This is a genomic window from Streptococcus oricebi (assembly GCF_017883985.1).
GTDB classification, from domain to species: domain Bacteria; phylum Bacillota; class Bacilli; order Lactobacillales; family Streptococcaceae; genus Streptococcus; species Streptococcus oricebi.
This window is the reverse complement of record NZ_PRDG01000001.1, coordinates 191,820-210,137: the sequence shown is the minus strand read 5'-3', so window position 1 is coordinate 210,137 and position 18,318 is coordinate 191,820. Positions and strand designations below refer to the sequence as shown.

The following is an 18,318-nucleotide window of genomic DNA, read 5'->3' as shown; positions in this document are numbered from 1 at the left end:
GCAGGTCAAGATTTGAAAGTTCAGAAATTTGCCTAGCTTTTTGCAGGGGCAAGTTTCTATAAGCAATAGAGGTCGGAGACTCTGTTTCGGCCTTTTTTTGTTGCAATCTTTTGCTCTCTTTTTCTAGATAGGCAGCAGAAAACCACCAGTTTGGCTGGTGGCTGATAAATCCTTTAGTTTCTCTTGCTTTTCATGCTTTTGATTTTTTCCTCATCTGGGGTAACCCTCAGGGTCTTTTGGCCGGTATAGGTGACAAAGCCAGGCTGGCCCCCCTTGGGTTTATTGAGCTTGCGGACTTCAATCATGTCTACCTGGACGAGATTGGAGAGGCGGGCCTTGGAGAAGTAGGCCGCTAACTCTGCCGCATCCGTTTTAACCTCATCGGAAGGATTAGGATTGCCTGTAATCAAGACATGACTGCCCGGAATATCCTTGGCATGAAACCACAGGTCCTCTTTTTTAGCCATCTTAAAGGTCAATTCTTCATTTTGCAGATTATTGCGGCCGACCAGGATAATGGTTTGGCCGTCACTAGCCAAGTATTGCTCGGGCTTTTGCCGCTTTTGAATCTTTTCTCTTTGTCGGCGGCGGATAAAGCCGGTCTGAATCAGCTCCTCGCGAATATCCGCAACTTCGTTAAGACTGGCCTGGGCCAAGGCTGTTTCGACACTTTCCAAATAGAGGACCGTCTTTTGTCCCTGCTCAATGAGCCTCTTGAGGTGCTTGACAGCCTCCTTCAATTTCTGGTATTTCTTGAAATAACGCTGGGCATTTTGGCTGGGACTAAGGGCCTTATCCAGCTGGATTTGAATTTCCTGGCCGGTATAGTAATTATCCAAGACCACCCAGTCCTGGTCCTTGGGAACCTGATGCAAGAAGGTGGTTAAGAGCTCCCCTTTTTGCCGATAGTCCTCGGCATTTTCACTATCCTTGAGCTGGGCCTCTTGCTTGAGGATTTTTTTGCGATTTTTTTCCAGCTCCTGCTCAACCCGACGGATTAACTCGCTAGCCTGTTGCTTGACCCGATCCCGCTCAGCCTTGTCCTGATAGTAGTTGTCTAGTAGCAGAGAGAGGCTGGCAAATTCTTCCTGACTATCCTTAAAAGAAGTAGCAGCAAAAGACTTGCTGGTCAGATTGGGCTGGCAAGGGGCTGCAAAGAAAGCACGGAAGGATTTGAGTCGCTGGTCGCCCAAGCTCTGGCTCAGTTCCTCAGCGCTATCTCGTCCCAGACCTTGAAAGGCCTGCTGGAGATTTTTAGCAGTCGGCTCTTGGGTCTGTAAGATTTCAAACAGTTCCTCATCTCCCACGCTAAAGGGATTGGCCTGCGGTTTTTTGGGCGGTCTCAAATAGCTAGAGCCAGGCAAGAGGGTCCGATAGGAATTTTGCGAAAAGCCGACATGCTTGATGGCCTCGATAATTTTCCCGCTAGCCTTGTCCAGTAAGATAAGATTACTGTGCTTGCCCATGATTTCTACAACCAGGGTTACTGCAATATGGTCGCCGATTTCGTTTTTATTAGAAACACTGATTTCGACAATGCGGTCATTTTCTACCTGCTCGATACTTTCGATATTGGCCCCCTGCAAATACTTCCGCATCATCATGGTAAAGGTGTTTGGATTTTGCGGATTTTCAAAGTTAGTTTGGGTCAGTTGCAGACGACCAAAGACCGGATGGGCCGATAGGAGTAGTTTGTGGGTCTGCCGCTGACTTCTGATTTGTAAGACCAACTCCTTGTCAAAGGGCTGGTTGATTTTTTGAATGCGTCCGCCCAGCAACTGCTGGCGCAATTCCTCTGTCATATAGTGTAAAAAAAATCCGTCAAAAGACATGGCCTACCTCGTTTTTCTAAATTCTGGTCACAACTAGTAATATTATACCAAAAAAATGAGCCAAACCCTAGTCAACCCTATTTTCACAAAAATAGAAATTTTCTGACAAAAGTCCTTGACATTTTTGGGGAAAATGGTTACAATGTTAGCATATCAGAAAAGTAGGAAGTGACTTATTTTTAGAGAGTCCGCGTTGGGTGGAAGCGGATAGTAAGAGCTTGTGAAATTGGGCTGATGGTAAAATGAATTTGAAACCATAAAAATTCGGTCGGCACCCCTTATCGTGCAACTTGTTAACAAGCAAGATAGAGATGTGGATTTTTCCATAATTGAGGTGGCACCGCGATTTACGCCCTCACACAGATTTTTTCTGTGTGGGCTTTTTTCTTGCTTAAAAAAATAAAGGAGTAGCAGTATGCAAAACAAAAGTTTAAAACTTATTCTAGGCCTTTTGGTCCTTCTAATTGTCGGAGCGGGAATTTACTCTGGCTTTACCAGTAAAAAAGCTCCCAAGACTAATCAAACCAGCAAGGACAAAACTGTCAAGGTCGGGGTTCTCCAGTATGTCAGCCATCCGTCCCTGGATGAGATTTATAAGGGGATTCAAGATGGTCTAGCCCAGGAAGGCTATAAGGGGGCTAAAATTAAGCTGGACTTTATGAATGCTGAGGGAGACCAAAGCAAGGTAGCTACCATGAGTAAGCAGCTAGCGGCCAATAAAAACGATGTCCTAGTCGGAATTGCTACACCAGCCGCTCAAGGTCTGGCCAATGCCAGCAAGGACCAGCCCATTATCATGGGGGCTATTACCGATCCAGTCGGAGCCAATCTAGTCAAGGACCTGAAAAAACCAGGTGGCAATGTGACCGGAGTATCTGACAATAACCCTGCCCAGCAGCAACTAGACTTGATTAAGACCCTGACACCAGATGTAAAAACAATCGGTATCCTTTATTCTAGCAATGAGGACAATTCCAAGACCCAGGTCCAAGAATTTACCAAGCTAGCAGAAAAGGCAGGCTATACCGTCCGTCCTTACTCTGTACCATCCACCAATGAGATTGCCTCAACCATGTCTATCATGACTTCAAAAGTAGACGCCATTTGGATTCCAATTGACAATACCATTGCGTCAGCCTTTTCTACCGTTGTTTCTAGCAACAAGGAAGCTAAAAAGCCAATCTATCCTAGCGCAACTGCTATGGTTGAAGAAGGCGGCCTAGCCTCTGTCGTGGTCGACCAGCACGATCTAGGAGTGGCAACTGGGAAAATGGTTGCCAAAATTCTTAAGGGAGCCAAACCAGCCGATACACCAGTCGAAATCTTTAATAAAGGAAAAACGGTTATCAATACCAAGGTGGCCGCAGACCTAGAAATCACCCTACCAGAGGAAGTGACCAAAAAGGCTGGAAAACTAATTAAATAAAGCTAGCGAGGTTGAGACTGGTTCTCAACCTCTTGTTTTTATAGAGGAGGGGCAAGGACTGAGAAAATCAGTCTTTTTTATTTTAGAATCAGTAAAGAAGTCTTCCTCCTCTCTCCTCAAGCAGTTTCAAGTTTATTTGTTAAGAAAATTTGTTGCTTCTAGCAGCCTTCTCCCAAAGGTGTTTCCATATTTTTGTGGGCACAAAAGAGAAATTTGTCATTTTATTAGGCAAAATAGAGAAAAGTGTGGTAAAATGGAATGGCATAGAGTTTTTAAACTAGATTATTATAAAAGGAAAAGGAACATGTTTTTCAAACGTCAAAAGGGTGATTTTCACGAAGTTGATCGTGTCACACGTTTTAAACTGATCAAATCCGGTAAGCAATGGCTCCGCGCAGCCAGCTCGCAACTGGGTCTTTTTAGGATGATGCGGGGCAAGAATGCCTCAGTGGCTGTTGAGACTCCATTGACCGAGGAGCAAGTGCCAGAAAAATTAACCGGTCTAGACTTTCTCAAAGGCCTAGTCGCCACAGGGGCCGTATTGGGTGGGGCAGTAGTTAGCCACCACACTGTCCAGGCCCAAGAGGAGCAACCTCTAGAGAAGGTCCTCCAATCAGATGATGTACTAGCCACCAAGGAGCAGGCCGTTTTAGGAGATGTTCAAGACTCAGAGCAAGGCTCGCTCAGCCAGTCAGCCAGCACCTCGGCCTCTATCAGTGCCTCCAGCTCGGCTAGTGAGAGTCAGTCTAGCTCAGAATCCCTGTCAGACTCACTCTATCATAGCTTATCTGTCTCAGAATCGACCAGTGTCGCTGAGTCTTTTTCTGCGTCTACCAGTCTAAGCCTTTCTGAAAGCCAGACCCAAGCTTCAAGCGCTAGCGCTCAAACGGAGTCAAGGACTAGTAGCCAAGCAGAAGCAAGTGCCAGCCAATCTACTGTCAATTCAACCAGTGCTAGCACGACTGAGGAAAAACCAAAAAGCTCAGCCATGCCTCGCCACCCTCTCAATGGGCAAAATATGCAGCCTGGGGTAGGCTTTAGGGCAATTAATAATGACACCCCAAACTTTACTAAAGATAGCAATGACGATATGTTGCATTCTATTACCAGCAGTTACGACGATGCTACCAAGCTTTTGACCTGGACTATTACTATGAAACCAAGTCAGCCTAAAGCAAATGTAGGCGTTCTGGTCTCAATCAGTGGCAATCAATCAACCCAAAGTGTAACATTCAATAATAGTAATTCTATAGCTGCTGGAACTGTTAATTCAGGTGGAATGTGGACTCTTTATAAGGGGACTTCAGGCCCTAATGTAGTGATGAAAATCGTCACAAAAATTTCTAATGAATTTGATAGGACAGCTATTAGTTTAAGAATGGCTACTAGTGATCAATTTATTATTGCAAGTCAGGTTACAGATAATGCAAATAATACCAAGAGAACGCTAGGGGGAAGCTGGGGTAAGGCTGACTTAGTTACAGCTAAGCTAGATACAGAGGCACCCAAGTATACTGGTCCAGATGAGGTCATCTTTTATACTGGTGAAGAAGGCTACTACGAATTAACCTCAACAGATAACAGCGGAAAGATTGTATCAGTACAAATTGAACAGCAGGGAAATACTACTTTTGGTATTTCGGGTCTTACTTTTGAAAGTAAAAATCTAAATCAAGCTGGTAATGCCACCCCGCAAAATCCCCTGGTGACAATCATTAAAGGTACGATTCCAGCTAGTAGTAATGCTGGAGTAGGTGTGTATTATACGCGTTATGTAATTGCCACCGATGCAGCTGGAAATAAAACAACAACTAGAAAAGTTAGTGACGATAATGTTGCGAGAGAAACTGGGCGTTTAAGAATTCAAATTAGGAGACAAACTGAAAAATATACTCCAAAAAATCCAGCAATCACCTATGTAGGAAACACCTCTAGTCTAACTCAGGCGGAGAAAAATAGAGTGCTAGCAGCAGTAAGAGCAGCTAACCAAGGTTACCTACCGGCCAGTGCAACTTATGCAGTAGCTAATGATGGAACGGTTACAGTTACCTATACAGATAAATCTACAGATACTATTCCTGGAAACGATACTGTAAGTCCGGCGTCCACTTCTGCCTCAGCGAGTGCCTCAGTTTCTGCTGTCGCTTCAGCCTCGCTAAGTGCTTCGCTTTCAGCAGCTTCTCTCAGTGCTTCCAGAAGCGCCTCAACTAGTGCTCGAACTTCTGCATCAATAAGCGCCTCGGCCTCCGCATCAGCTAAGACCAGCGCTAGCACCTCAGCAAGCACCAGTGCCAAGACTTCAGCTTCGACTAGTGCTTCAGTAAGTGCTTCAGCTTCATTGTCAGCTAAGACCAGTGCCAGCACTTCAGCAAGCACCAGTGCCAAGACCTCGTCTTCAACAAGTGCCAGTGTTTCGGCTTCTACATCAGCCAGCACCAGTGCCAAGGCTTCAGCGTCAACCAGTGCAAGTGTCTCAGCTTCTACATCAGCCAAGACCAGTGCTAGCACCTCAGCCAGCACCAGTGCCAAGACTTCAGCTTCAACGAGCGCCAGTGTCTCAGCATCTACGTCCGCAAAGACTAGCGCCAGCACCTCTGCAAGCACCAGTGCCAAAGCTTCGGCTTCAACTAGCGCAAGTGTATCGTCCTCAACAAGTGCCTCGACCTCCGCAAGTGAGTCTGCTTCAAGAAGCGCCTCAACTTCGGCAAGCGTATCAGCATCAGAGAGTGCGTCCACCTCAGCAAGTACGTCAGCCTCAACCAGTGCATCCACCTCTGCAAGTGAGTCCGCTTCAATGAGTGCTTCAACATCAGCGAGTGAGAGTGCCTCAAAAAGTGCCTCAACGTCCGCGAGCGAGTCGGCCTCAACCAGTGCGTCCACCTCAGCAAGTACGTCCGCCTCAACGAGTGCGTCAACTTCAGCAAGTGAGTCCGCCTCAATGAGTGCGTCGACTTCAGCAAGCGTATCAGCTTCAGAGAGTGCGTCAACCTCAGCCAGTGAGTCGGCCTCAACCAGTGCGTCGACTTCGGCAAGCGAGTCCGCCTCAATGAGTGCGTCGACTTCCGCGAGCGTGTCCGCCTCAACGAGTGCATCGACCTCCGCAAGTGAGTCCGCTTCAATGAGTGCGTCGACTTCAGCAAGTATGTCTGCCTCAATGAGTGCATCAACCAGCGCAAGTGTATCAGCATCAGAGAGTGCATCGACATCAGCCAGTGAGTCCGCCTCAACGAGTGCGTCGACTTCGGCAAGCGAGTCAGCCTCAACAAGTGCGTCGACCTCAGCAAGTACGTCTGCCTCAACGAGTGCATCGACCTCCGCGAGCGAGTCCGCCTCAACGAGTGCATCCACCTCTGCAAGCGAGTCCGCTTCAATAAGTGCGTCGACTTCAGCGAGCGAGTCCGCCTCAATGAGTGCGTCAACCTCAGCAAGTATATCTGCATCAGAGAGTGCATCGACTTCAGCAAGTACGTCCGCTTCAGAGAGTGCTTCAACATCGGCAAGCGAATCCGCTTCAATGAGTGCCTCAACTTCAGCAAGTGTATCAGCTTCAGAGAGCGCCTCAACCTCTGCAAGCGAGTCGGCATCAACCAGTGCCTCGACTTCAGCAAGTGTATCAGCGTCAGAGAGTGCATCAACATCTGCAAGCGAGTCCGCCTCAATAAGTGCGTCAACGTCAGCCAGTGAGTCAGCATCGACAAGTGCCTCAACAAGTGCCAGCGTGTCTGCCTCAGAAAGTGCTTCAACATCTGCAAGTACGTCCGCCTCAACTTCAGCGAGCGTCTCAGCTTCAGCAAGTGCTTCAACAAGTGCAAGCGAATCCGCTTCAATGAGCGCCTCGACCTCCGCGAGCGTGTCGGCTTCAACCAGTGCGTCAACTTCGGCAAGTGTATCGGCTTCAGTAAGCGCCTCAACTAGTGCAAGTGTCTCAGCTTCAGAAAGTGCGTCGACCTCAGCGAGCGTCTCGGCTTCAATGAGTGCGTCGACTTCAGCAAGCGAGTCGGCTTCAACGAGTGCGTCGACTTCAGCAAGTGTATCAGCGTCAACGAGTGCGTCGACCTCAGCAAGCGAGTCTGCGTCAACAAGTGCTTCAACGTCAGCGAGCGAGTCAGCGTCAACGAGTGCGTCGACTTCCGCTAGCGTGTCAGCTTCAGCGAGTGCCTCAACCTCTGCCAGTGAGTCCGCTTCAACCAGTGCGTCGACCTCAGCCAGTGAGTCTGCATCAGTAAGTGCATCGACTTCAGCAAGTACGTCTGCATCAGAGAGTGCCTCAACGTCAGCGAGCGAGTCAGCATCAACAAGTGCCTCAACTTCCGCAAGTATGTCCGCCTCAACGAGTGCGTCAACTTCAGCAAGTGAGTCCGCTTCAGCAAGTGCGTCAACGTCCGCAAGCGAGTCCGCCTCAACGAGTGCGTCCACCTCTGCAAGCGAGTCGGCGTCAACAAGTGCTTCAACATCAGCAAGCGTATCAGCATCGACAAGTGCGTCGACCTCAGCCAGTGAGTCCGCGTCAACAAGTGCCTCAACTTCAGCAAGTGTATCAGCATCGGAAAGCGCCTCAACTTCAGCCAGCGAGTCTGCTTCAACGAGCGCCTCGACCTCTGCAAGTATGTCCGCTTCAACCAGTGCGTCAGCCTCAGCAAGCGAGTCTGCTTCAACCAGTGCGTCAACTTCAGCCAGCGAGTCTGCATCAGTAAGTGCGTCGACTTCGGCAAGTACGTCTGCCTCAATGAGCGCATCGACCTCCGCGAGCGAGTCGGCATCAACCAGTGCGTCGACTTCAGCCAGTGAGTCTGCCTCAGTAAGTGCTTCAACTTCGGCAAGCGAGTCCGCCTCAATGAGTGCGTCGACTTCGGCAAGCGAGTCCGCCTCAGAGAGTGCATCGACTTCAGCAAGTGTGTCAGCCTCAACGAGTGCATCGACTTCAGCAAGTGTATCAGCCTCAACGAGTGCGTCGACCTCAGCAAGCGAGTCTGCGTCAACAAGTGCTTCAACGTCAGCGAGCGAGTCAGCGTCAACGAGTGCGTCGACTTCAGCCAGTGAGTCCGCTTCAATAAGTGCGTCGACCTCTGCCAGTGAGTCCACTTCAACAAGCGCCTCAACCAGCGCAAGTATGTCCGCCTCAATAAGTGCGTCGACCTCAGCAAGTACGTCTGCATCAGAAAGTGCTTCAACTAGCGCAAGCGAGTCAGCTTCAACGAGTGCGTCGACCTCAGCAAGTGTCTCAGCTTCAGAGAGCGCCTCAACCTCTGCAAGCGAGTCTGCATCAGTAAGTGCGTCGACCTCAGCCAGTACGTCTGCATCAGAGAGTGCATCGACCTCAGCCAGTGAGTCCGCCTCAACAAGTGCGTCGACCTCAGCCAGTACGTCTGCCTCAACGAGTGCGTCGACTTCGGCAAGCGAGTCCGCCTCAACAAGTGCGTCGACCTCAGCCAGTGCGTCTGCCTCAACGAGTGCATCGACCTCCGCGAGCGTGTCCGCCTCAACGAGTGCGTCGACCTCAGCCAGTGAGTCGGCCTCAACCAGTGCTTCGACTTCGGCAAGCGAGTCAGCATCAACAAGTGCGTCGACCTCAGCAAGTGTATCAGCTTCAGAGAGTGCTTCAACATCTGCAAGTACGTCTGCGTCAGAGAGTGCGTCAACCTCAGCCAGTGAGTCGGCCTCAACCAGTGCGTCGACTTCGGCCAGTGTCTCAGCCTCAATGAGTGCTTCGACTTCGGCAAGTGTCTCAGCATCAGAGAGCGCCTCAACTTCGGCAAGTACGTCTGCATCAGAAAGTGCTTCAACCAGCGCAAGTGAGTCTGCTTCAACCAGTGCTTCAACATCTGCAAGCGAGTCCGCTTCAACGAGTGCGTCGACTTCGGCAAGTGAGTCCGCATCAACCAGTGCATCGACTTCAGCAAGTGTATCAGCCTCAATGAGTGCGTCAACTTCAGCCAGTGAGTCCGCCTCAACGAGTGCGTCGACTTCAGCAAGTGTATCAGCCTCAATGAGTGCGTCTACCTCAGCTAGCGAGTCCGCTTCAATGAGTGCATCTACCTCAGCAAGTACGTCTGCCTCAGTAAGTGCTTCAACCAGCGCAAGCGTATCAGCCTCAACGAGTGCGTCGACTTCGGCAAGTGTATCGGCCTCAATGAGTGCCTCAACCAGCGCAAGTGTATCAGCATCAGAGAGTGCATCGACATCAGCCAGTGAGTCCGCCTCAACCAGTGCTTCGACTTCGGCAAGCGAGTCAGCCTCAACGAGTGCATCGACCTCCGCGAGCGTGTCCGCCTCAACGAGTGCATCCACCTCTGCAAGCGAGTCCGCTTCAATAAGTGCGTCGACTTCAGCAAGTGAGTCCGCCTCAACGAGTGCCTCGACCTCCGCGAGCGAGTCCGCCTCAACGAGTGCGTCCACCTCTGCAAGCGAGTCCGCTTCAATAAGTGCGTCGACCTCCGCAAGTGAGTCCGCGTCAACGAGCGCCTCAACTTCGGCAAGCGAGTCCGCTTCAATGAGTGCATCAACCAGCGCAAGTGTATCAGCATCAGAGAGCGCCTCAACCTCTGCAAGCGAGTCGGCATCAATGAGTGCCTCTACCTCAGCTAGCGAGTCAGCATCAACAAGTGCTTCAACTTCGGCAAGTACGTCTGCCTCAATAAGTGCGTCAACTTCAGCAAGTGTATCAGCCTCAATGAGTGCTTCAACTTCGGCAAGTACGTCTGCCTCAACCAGTGCGTCGACCTCAGCGAGCGTATCAGCCTCAGAGAGTGCGTCAACTTCAGCAAGTATGTCTGCCTCAATGAGTGCATCGACCTCAGCAAGCGAGTCTGCGTCAACAAGTGCTTCAACGTCAGCGAGCGAGTCAGCGTCAACGAGTGCGTCGACTTCCGCGAGCGTGTCAGCTTCAGCGAGTGCCTCAACCTCTGCCAGTGAGTCCGCTTCAACAAGCGCCTCAACCTCAGCGAGCGAGTCCGCATCGACAAGTGCCTCAACCAGCGCAAGTATGTCCGCCTCAACGAGTGCGTCGACTTCGGCAAGCGAGTCCGCTTCAATGAGTGCGTCGACTTCAGCAAGTATGTCTGCCTCAATGAGTGCATCAACCAGCGCAAGTGTATCAGCATCAGAGAGTGCCTCGACATCAGCAAGTGAGTCCGCTTCAATGAGTGCGTCGACTTCAGCAAGTATGTCTGCCTCAATGAGTGCATCAACCAGCGCAAGTGTATCAGCATCAGAGAGTGCATCGACCTCAGCAAGTACGTCTGCCTCAACGAGTGCGTCGACCTCAGCAAGCGAGTCTGCGTCAACAAGTGCTTCAACGTCAGCGAGCGAGTCTGCTTCAACAAGCGCCTCAACCTCAGCCAGTGAGTCTGCCTCAATAAGTGCGTCCACCTCCGCGAGCGAGTCCGCTTCAACAAGTGCCTCAACTTCCGCAAGTATGTCCGCCTCAACGAGTGCCTCAACTTCAGCAAGCGTATCGGCTTCAACGAGCGCCTCAACCTCAGCCAGTGAGTCCGCTTCAATAAGTGCGTCAACGTCCACAAGCGAGTCCGCCTCAACGAGTGCGTCGACTTCGGCAAGCGAGTCCGCTTCAACAAGCGCCTCAACGTCAGCAAGCGTATCAGCCTCAACGAGTGCGTCGACCTCAGCGAGTGAGAGTGCCTCAGAAAGTGCTTCAACCAGTGCTTCAACCTCAGCGAGCGTATCAGCATCAGAGAGTGCTTCAACATCTGCCAGCGAGTCCGCTTCAACGAGCGCCTCGACTTCAGCAAGTGTATCAGCCTCAGTAAGTGCGTCAACGTCTGCAAGCGAGTCCGCTTCAACGAGCGCCTCGACTTCAGCAAGTGTATCAGCCTCAGAAAGTGCGTCAACGTCAGCAAGCGAGTCCGCTTCAACGAGTGCATCGACCTCAGCGAACGTCTCAGCGTCCGCGAGCGTGTCCGCCTCAACGAGTGCGTCCACCTCTGCAAGTGAGTCCGCATCAACAAGTGCGTCGACTTCAGCAAGTGTCTCAGCATCAGAGAGCGCCTCAACTTCGGCAAGTACGTCTGCATCAGAAAGTGCATCAACCAGCGCAAGTGAGTCTGCGTCAACGAGTGCTTCAACGTCAGCGAGCGAGTCAGCGTCAACGAGTGCGTCGACTTCGGCAAGTGAGTCCGCATCAACCAGTGCATCGACTTCAGCAAGTGTCTCAGCCTCAATGAGTGCCTCAACATCTGCGAGTGAGTCCGCCTCAGAGAATGCCTCCACCTCAGCAAGTGAGTCCGCCTCAATGAGTGCGTCGACCTCAGCCAGTGAGTCTGCCTCAATGAGTGCCTCAATCAGTGCAAGTAGTAGTGTATCAGAGTCAACTTCCTTGAGTAGCAGCGAATCAGCTTCCCTATCAAGCAGTTTAAGCCTATCCACTTCAGAAAGCATCAGTTCTTCGGCCTTGGCAATCAGCAAATCCGCTTCGACGAGCGCCTCTATCAGCGCTTCCCAAAGCCAAGAAGCTAGCCAATCCCAAGAATTCAGCGAAAGTCTCAGCCTTTCAACTAGCCTCAGCACCAGTTTGAGCCAGGAGCAAGAGAGCCTAGCAATCAGCCTGTCCGAAAGCCAGTCGCTTTCCGCATCGCTAAGTGCTAGCCAGTCAATCAGCACTAGCCTATCAACTTCAGCTAGAGAATCAGAGATTGCCCTCCTTGCCAAAGGAAAATTACCAAACACAGGTGATGTAGCAGTAGATGCTTCAGGACTTGCCCTAGGTCTAGGCGTTCTAGGACTAGCTCTTGCAAAGAAGAAAAAGCAAAAAGAAGACAAGTTGTCCGATTAAAAGCCAGTCTTCTAAATAAAGATTGAAGGAATCCAATGAAGGGTTCCTTTGATTTTTATAAAAAATCAGCCTACTTTCTTAGAAGACAGAGTGGAAATTCTTCAACCAGCTCTTAGCCTTGCTGTTAAAGCAAACATTTGACTTTTAAGGGGGGAGATTATAAAATAGAGCAATAACTGGTTTTCAAATCTTTCCTAGAAAAAGGAGAGCATGAGGCCCAGTCTTTCAGCAAGAAAATAATAAAGCAAAAATCAGCCTGACCATAAAAAGGAGTTTTGAATGACCATCTCAGTGATTGTGCCCTGTTTCAATGAAGAAGAAGCCATTCCCTTGTTCTATGCAGCCATGGAGGCCATAAAAGCAGAACTAGCAGAGGATTTAGAATATATTTTTATCAATGATGGCTCCAAGGACCAGACTTTGCCGGTCCTTCGCGAGCTTAGTCAAAAAGATCCCTCCGTCACCTACCTGTCCTTTTCCCGCAATTTTGGTAAGGAAGCAGCCCTTTATGCCGGCTTACGGCATGCGACAGGTGAGCTAGTGACCGTCATGGATGTGGACCTCCAAGACCCACCAGAATTACTGGTCCAGATGAGGGAAATCTTGCTAGCCAACCCAGATTTAGACTGTGTTGGAACGCGGAGGACAACCCGCGAGGGAGAACCCCCCATTCGTAGCTTTTTCGCCAACCTATTTTACAAACTAATCAACCGCATCAGTCAGGTAGAGATGGTGGACGGAGCCAGAGATTTTCGCCTGATGCGCCGGCCAATGGTTGATGCCATTCTTGAGGTTTCTGAGTACAACCGCTTTTCCAAAGGGATTTTTGCCTGGGTAGGCTTTAAAACAGAATATCTAGAGTACAAAAATGTCGAGCGAGTAGCAGGAGAGACTAGCTGGAACTTCTGGCAACTCTTTAATTACTCGCTAGAAGGGATTGTCAATTTCTCAGATGCACCGCTGACCCTGGCTTTCTTAGGAGGTGTCATTGCTTGCTTGCTAGCCTTTATTCTCATGGGGATTGTCATTGTCCGAACCCTCATTTTTGGCGACCCCACCTCAGGCTGGCCGTCCATGGTTTCAATTATCCTCTTTCTAGGAGGTTTTCAACTATTGACCATTGGAATATTGGGTAAATATATAGGTAAAATATTCATGGAAACCAAGCACCGGCCAATTTATATTATTAAGGAAAAGAGCGATTCCCGTTAGGGAGTCGCCTTGGTTTTTTAGGAGCTTAATCGGATCCATCTAAGTATTTTTGGTAAATTTTAGAAAGAACTAGCAAATAAGACGACAATATAGTATAATCGAATTATATGATTTTTAAGGGGAAGAAAAGCGTGAAATCTTCGGAACTACTAATAATTATTCCGGCTTATAATGAGAGTGGAAATATAGAAAAAACGATTCAGATGATTGAGACCCACACACCTGAATTTGATTATGTGATTATCAATGATTGTTCAACAGATGACACTTTAGAGGTTTGTCGCCAGAATCATTTTAATGTCATTGATTTACCTATCAATCTGGGAATTGGCGGTGCGGTCCAGACAGGATACCAATATGCCCTTGCTAAAGATTATGACTATGCCGTCCAGATTGATGGTGATGGCCAGCATAATCCTGAGTACATCAAAACCATGCTGGACTTTATCAAAAAAGATCAGGTTGATATGATTATTGGTTCTCGTTTCATTGAAAATCAAGGCTTCCAATCTTCCTTTGCCCGTCGCATCGGTATTACTTTCTTTGAGAAACTCATCAAAATTTTAACTGGCAAGAAAATAACAGATCCTACCTCTGGCTTGAGAGTGGTCAACCGAAAAGTGATTGAGATTTTTGCCAGCCACTATCCTAGTGATTATCCAGAACCTGAGACCATTGTTTCCTTATTGGAGTCAGGTTATTTAGTAGAAGAGATTCCCGTCCTTATGAATGAACGCGAACATGGAACCTCTTCCATTACCCTAAGTAAATCAGTTTACTATATGATAAAAGTGTCGATAGCAATGCTGATCAGTAAAATGAGTGGAGGATATAAGGATGAACGTAAGAGCTAGTATTTTGATTGTTGCCTGTATTGCTTGTTTTTTGATTTACATTATCCGATTGATAGTGAAAAAAGAGATTGAGATGAGGACGGCATTAACTTGGCTGATTCTGGGGATTTCTATTTTAATTGTCACCTTGTTTCCGAGTTTGATAAATCTCATAGCACACCTAGTCGGTATTTATGAGCCAGTCAACCTTGTTTTTTTTGGTGGTTTCTGTCTTTTGTTATATATTTCTTTCTCTCTTACTCGAATTGTTTCAAAGCAAACTACGCAGATTCGTCATTTAGCACAGAAACAGGCTTTAGAAAACAAAAAACATGAAGAATAGCAAGTACATTTCTAAAAAGAAAATATATTTTTGGAATTTAATGGGGAATTTGTCAGCGGCAGGAGTATCAGTTTTATACCTTATGATAGTGTCTCGTTTGACGGTTGCCAATGAAGCTGATAAGTTTAGTTTATCTTACTCTATTGGTAATCTATGGGTTATTATTGGGATGTTTCAAGTCAGAAATTACCAAGGAACGGATGTTCAAAACTCTCATACCTTTGCTAGTTATTTTTTGGCTAGATTTATTTCAACGACTGTCATGTTAGTCACCATTCTTCCTTATTTACAATTTTCTGGTTATAATTTCTCTGATTTAGAACCAATTAAAGTAGCTATTTTACTCATCTTATATCGTACATGTGATGCGTGGTCTGATTTGTTTCAGGGGCAATTTCAAAAACATGAACGTTTGGATATTGCTGGACGTTCAATGACTATCAGATATGCCTTAAGTACAGTGATTCTTTTATTTGCCCTTCTCCTAACTCACTCTCTATCTTGGTCAGTTTTTGCGGTTTTTATTTTTAATCTAATATTTGTTTTTTCTTATGATTTTTCACAAAGTTTATTATTTGAAAAAATCATTTGGAGCGAGTTATGGAAAAATGAAAATGTAAAAGGAAGCCTCGCTATCTTAAAAATTTGTCTGCCCTTATTTATCAATGGATTCATTGTTAATTTGATTTTTAATGAGGCAAAACAAGCCATTGAAAGTGGCCTTCAAAATGGAATATTACAAGAAGGAATGCAGCGGAATTACAACATTTTGTTCATGCCGGCATTTTTTATGAGTCTCTGTATTTTAATTATCAGACCCTTGATAACTGATATGGCAAAGCTTTGGAGTCGTAAAGAGTATCAAAAATTTGATGCTATTAATAGAAAGATTCACTTTTCTCTACTGACAGGGGGCTTGTTAATCAGTATCATATCCTACTTAATAGGCACACCTATCCTAAGTCTTATCTTTGGAGTGGACTTACATGCTGAGCAATTCACTCTAGCACTCTTGGTTTTTGCAGGTGTTTTATACTCAGTTGCCTTGGTTTTGGAAAATGTTGTAACAATATTTAGAATGCAGAAGTATCTGTTATTTGTTTATATAGCAGTTTATATCCTTGCTAAGGCCATTACTTACCCACTCGTAGCAGGTTTGGGACTACTTGGTGCAGCTTTGAGTTTCTTTATAGCAATGTTATTTTATGCGATTGGAAATACAGCAGTCTATCTTGTTCTAAGAAAAAAATTAAGTTATTAACCATTTAGGAGATTAAAATGAAAAGTAATTTTTTGGGAAATGTTTGCAAAGAAAATAAATATTATCTTATCGCCTTTGTGTTACTGATTATCTCTATCCTGTTCTTATATCGGGGACAACTAGGATTTCCTGATGTAAAATTGTTGATAATAGCTATAGTTATTTCTTTGATTTTATTTTTGATGTTACGAGGTGAAAAAAATAGCTCAGTATTTTTGAGTCTTTCCGTTCTCGGGCTCCTCTTATCCTTTATGACTCCTATTTTAAACACGCCAGATGAAACGGTTCATCTATCTAGAACATTTCGCATAGCAAATGGGCAAATAAATTTGGATAATCAGAAAGAAAGTTTAAAACTTGATCAAGATTATTTTGATATTGCTGCTAATTTAAAGATTCCTTTAAATAAAACAAACTTATTTAGTCTAAAGATAAATAAAAAGCAACGCTCATTTGATGGAGAAACAGACTTTAGAACAACAAATGCCTATTGGTTTATTGGATATTTGCCCCAAGCAATAGGTCTGACAGTTGGAAGGATTTTAAATCTGAGTGTAGGAGCCACATATTACCTAGGACGAATTTTTAATGCTCTGGCTTTTTCCTTACTAGCATTGATTGCTGTAAAATTGAGCGGAAAGTACCGCCAAATTATGATGTTAGTCGTCATGATGCCTATGAATCTAGTATTGGCAGCATCTTATAATCAAGATGGTGTATCTTTAGGACTGATTTATGTTCTAATAGGTCTCTTTCTTAGCTATTTAGAAAGAGAGAAAAAGGTAAACATCCAGGATATCTTACTCTATGTAGCTTTATCTATGTTAATGGCGACTATGAAATTGCCTTACACTTTCCTTGTTTTCCTATTAGCATTTATTCCTAAAGCTAAATGGGAAAAACCAAAATACAGGTATTTGTCATATTTATCGATTCTTTTGACTTTACTTTTTACTATTTTCTGGTTTAAATTGTATCAGCAAATACAAGGGGTAGTTCTTCGTGAAGGCGTTAGTGTTGCAGAACAAATTAAATTTTTGATTTCAAATCCTAGTCAAGGAATTGCTATTATAGGAAATGAAATCATTACAGCCCCTTCTAAATTATTGATGACTTTTAACTTTGGTTGGTTAGACGCCCCGATGGACAAGCTATATATTGCTTTCATAGTCTTTTATACTCTCGTAGTCTTAAGTAATCTTAATCAAAATTCTATGACCAAATGGACAAAATTAGGTATCTTTTTTGTTACTTTAGCAATTGTTGGAGTTATCGTATTATCTATGTATCTCACATGGACTCCAATTGGCCTGGACATGGTTGAGGGTGTACAAGGGCGTTATTATTTTGGCGTATTTCTATTATGGTTGTTATTGTTGATTTCTTTACCAGATGTCTATTCTTTAAAAAAGAAGTTGAATGATAACTTTGTCTTTAAAATCGGTATGCTAGGAATTATTGCGGTAATTTTCTTCACGATAGGAAGTTTTTACTAATAGTTCCCTCACACCTTAAATATAGACTAGATATGAATTTTATTTGAAGTTTAACAATCAGTAGATTAGAATTTTAAAAGAAGGAAAAGCGGATTTTTTTCGCTTTTTTTGTTATAATATTTTTAGCAAAATTAAAGAAAGCAAAATATTTTGCTGCTTTAGAGTAGGAGAATTCTATGATTTTAATTACAGGTAGTAAGGGACAGCTCGGTACAGAACTACGTCACCTTTTGGATGAACGCAATGAGGAATATGTGGCTGTTGATGTGGCAGAAATGGACATTACAGATAGCCAAATGGTTGAGCAGGTCTTTGCTGAGATTAAGCCGACCCTGGTCTATCACTGTGCCGCCTATACAGCTGTCGACGCAGCAGAAGATGAAGGTAAGGACTTAGACTATGCCATCAATGTAGTTGGGACAGAAAATGTTGCCAAAGCTGCTGAAAAGCATGGGGCAACCCTAGTTTATATCTCTACTGACTATGTCTTTGACGGAGAAAAACCAGTCGGAGAGGAATGGGAAGTGGATGATCTTCCTGCTCCCCAGACCGAATATGGTCGGACCAAACGCTTGGGTGAAGAGCTGGTTGAGAAATACTCTAGCCGTTACTACATTATTCGGACAGCCTGGGTCTTTGGTAACTATGGTAAGAACTTTGTCTTTACCATGCAAAACCTAGCTAAAAGTCATCCAACCTTGACCGTGGTTAATGACCAGCATGGTCGACCAACCTGGACCCGGACTCTGGCAGAGTTTATGACCTACTTGGCCGAAAATCAAAAAGAATTTGGTTACTATCACCTGTCCAATGATGCTGAAGAAGATACCACCTGGTATGATTTTGCAGTAGAAATTCTGAAAGATACAGATGTAGAAGTCTTACCAGTAGACTCTAGCAAATTTCCAGCCAAGGCTAAGCGTCCTTTCAACTCAACCATGAGCTTGAAGAAGGCCAAGGCAACTGGTTTTGTTATCCCAACATGGCAGGACGCCCTGAAAGAATTTTATCGTCAAGAAAAGAAATAGTAATAAGGAGGCTAGTTTTGACTAGCCTCCTTTTTTCCTGCAAACTTCGCTATAAAATGGTATAATAGAATGGATTGTAAAATCTTGAATTGAGGAAAA

9 protein-coding genes and 1 pseudogene are annotated in these 18,318 nt (G+C 45.9%); 9 read left to right on the top strand and 1 reads right to left on the bottom strand.

What is annotated here, in order from left to right; all coding sequences use genetic code 11:
- Positions 1-173: 173 nt before the first annotated feature.
- Complete coding sequence (locus tag C4K46_RS00930; RefSeq protein WP_209626445.1) at positions 174-1,832, bottom strand: Rqc2 family fibronectin-binding protein; 1,659 nt, start codon at positions 1,830-1,832, stop codon at positions 174-176.
- Positions 1,833-2,247: 415 nt separating this feature from the next.
- Between C4K46_RS00930 and trpX the strand changes: the two genes are divergently transcribed.
- The 9 genes and pseudogenes from trpX to rfbD all read left to right on the top strand — a co-directional run bounded on the left by trpX (position 2,248) and on the right by rfbD (position 18,219).
- Complete coding sequence (trpX, locus tag C4K46_RS00925; protein WP_209626443.1) at positions 2,248-3,258, top strand: tryptophan ABC transporter substrate-binding protein; 1,011 nt, start codon at positions 2,248-2,250, stop codon at positions 3,256-3,258.
- A gap of 253 nt (positions 3,259-3,511) precedes the next feature.
- Positions 3,512-3,805 (top strand): annotated as a pseudogene (locus C4K46_RS10740) (accessory Sec-dependent serine-rich glycoprotein adhesin); the annotation flags it as partial.
- 732 nt (positions 3,806-4,537) lie between these two features.
- On the top strand, positions 4,538-12,046 hold the full coding sequence (locus C4K46_RS10670) for a MiiA motif-containing surface protein (RefSeq protein WP_476756097.1): 7,509 nt from the start codon (positions 4,538-4,540) through the stop codon (positions 12,044-12,046).
- Positions 12,047-12,325: 279 nt separating this feature from the next.
- Positions 12,326-13,258, top strand: coding sequence for a glycosyltransferase family 2 protein (locus tag C4K46_RS00915; RefSeq protein WP_209626441.1), 933 nt, complete (start codon positions 12,326-12,328; stop codon positions 13,256-13,258).
- Positions 13,259-13,389: 131 nt separating this feature from the next.
- Positions 13,390-14,112 carry a glycosyltransferase family 2 protein gene (locus tag C4K46_RS00910; protein ID WP_338059762.1) on the top strand — a complete coding sequence of 241 codons (723 nt, stop codon included), beginning with the start codon at positions 13,390-13,392 and terminating at the stop codon, positions 14,110-14,112.
- On the top strand, positions 14,096-14,434 hold the full coding sequence (locus C4K46_RS00905) for a DUF2304 domain-containing protein (RefSeq protein ID WP_209626437.1): 339 nt from the start codon (positions 14,096-14,098) through the stop codon (positions 14,432-14,434). Before C4K46_RS00910 ends, C4K46_RS00905 begins: the two co-directional genes overlap by 17 nt.
- Positions 14,424-15,695: a lipopolysaccharide biosynthesis protein gene (locus C4K46_RS00900; protein ID WP_209626435.1), complete on the top strand. Its 1,272-nt coding sequence runs from the start codon at positions 14,424-14,426 to the stop codon at positions 15,693-15,695. The genes C4K46_RS00905 and C4K46_RS00900 overlap by 11 nt, the downstream gene beginning before the upstream one ends.
- Before the next feature lie 17 nt (positions 15,696-15,712).
- A complete protein-coding gene (locus tag C4K46_RS00895) occupies positions 15,713-17,191 on the top strand; it encodes a DUF2142 domain-containing protein (protein ID WP_209626434.1) in 1,479 nt (492 codons plus the stop codon).
- Between the two features lie 176 nt (positions 17,192-17,367).
- A complete protein-coding gene (rfbD, locus tag C4K46_RS00890; protein ID WP_209626431.1) occupies positions 17,368-18,219 on the top strand; it encodes a dTDP-4-dehydrorhamnose reductase in 852 nt (283 codons plus the stop codon).
- Positions 18,220-18,318 lie beyond the last annotated feature (99 nt).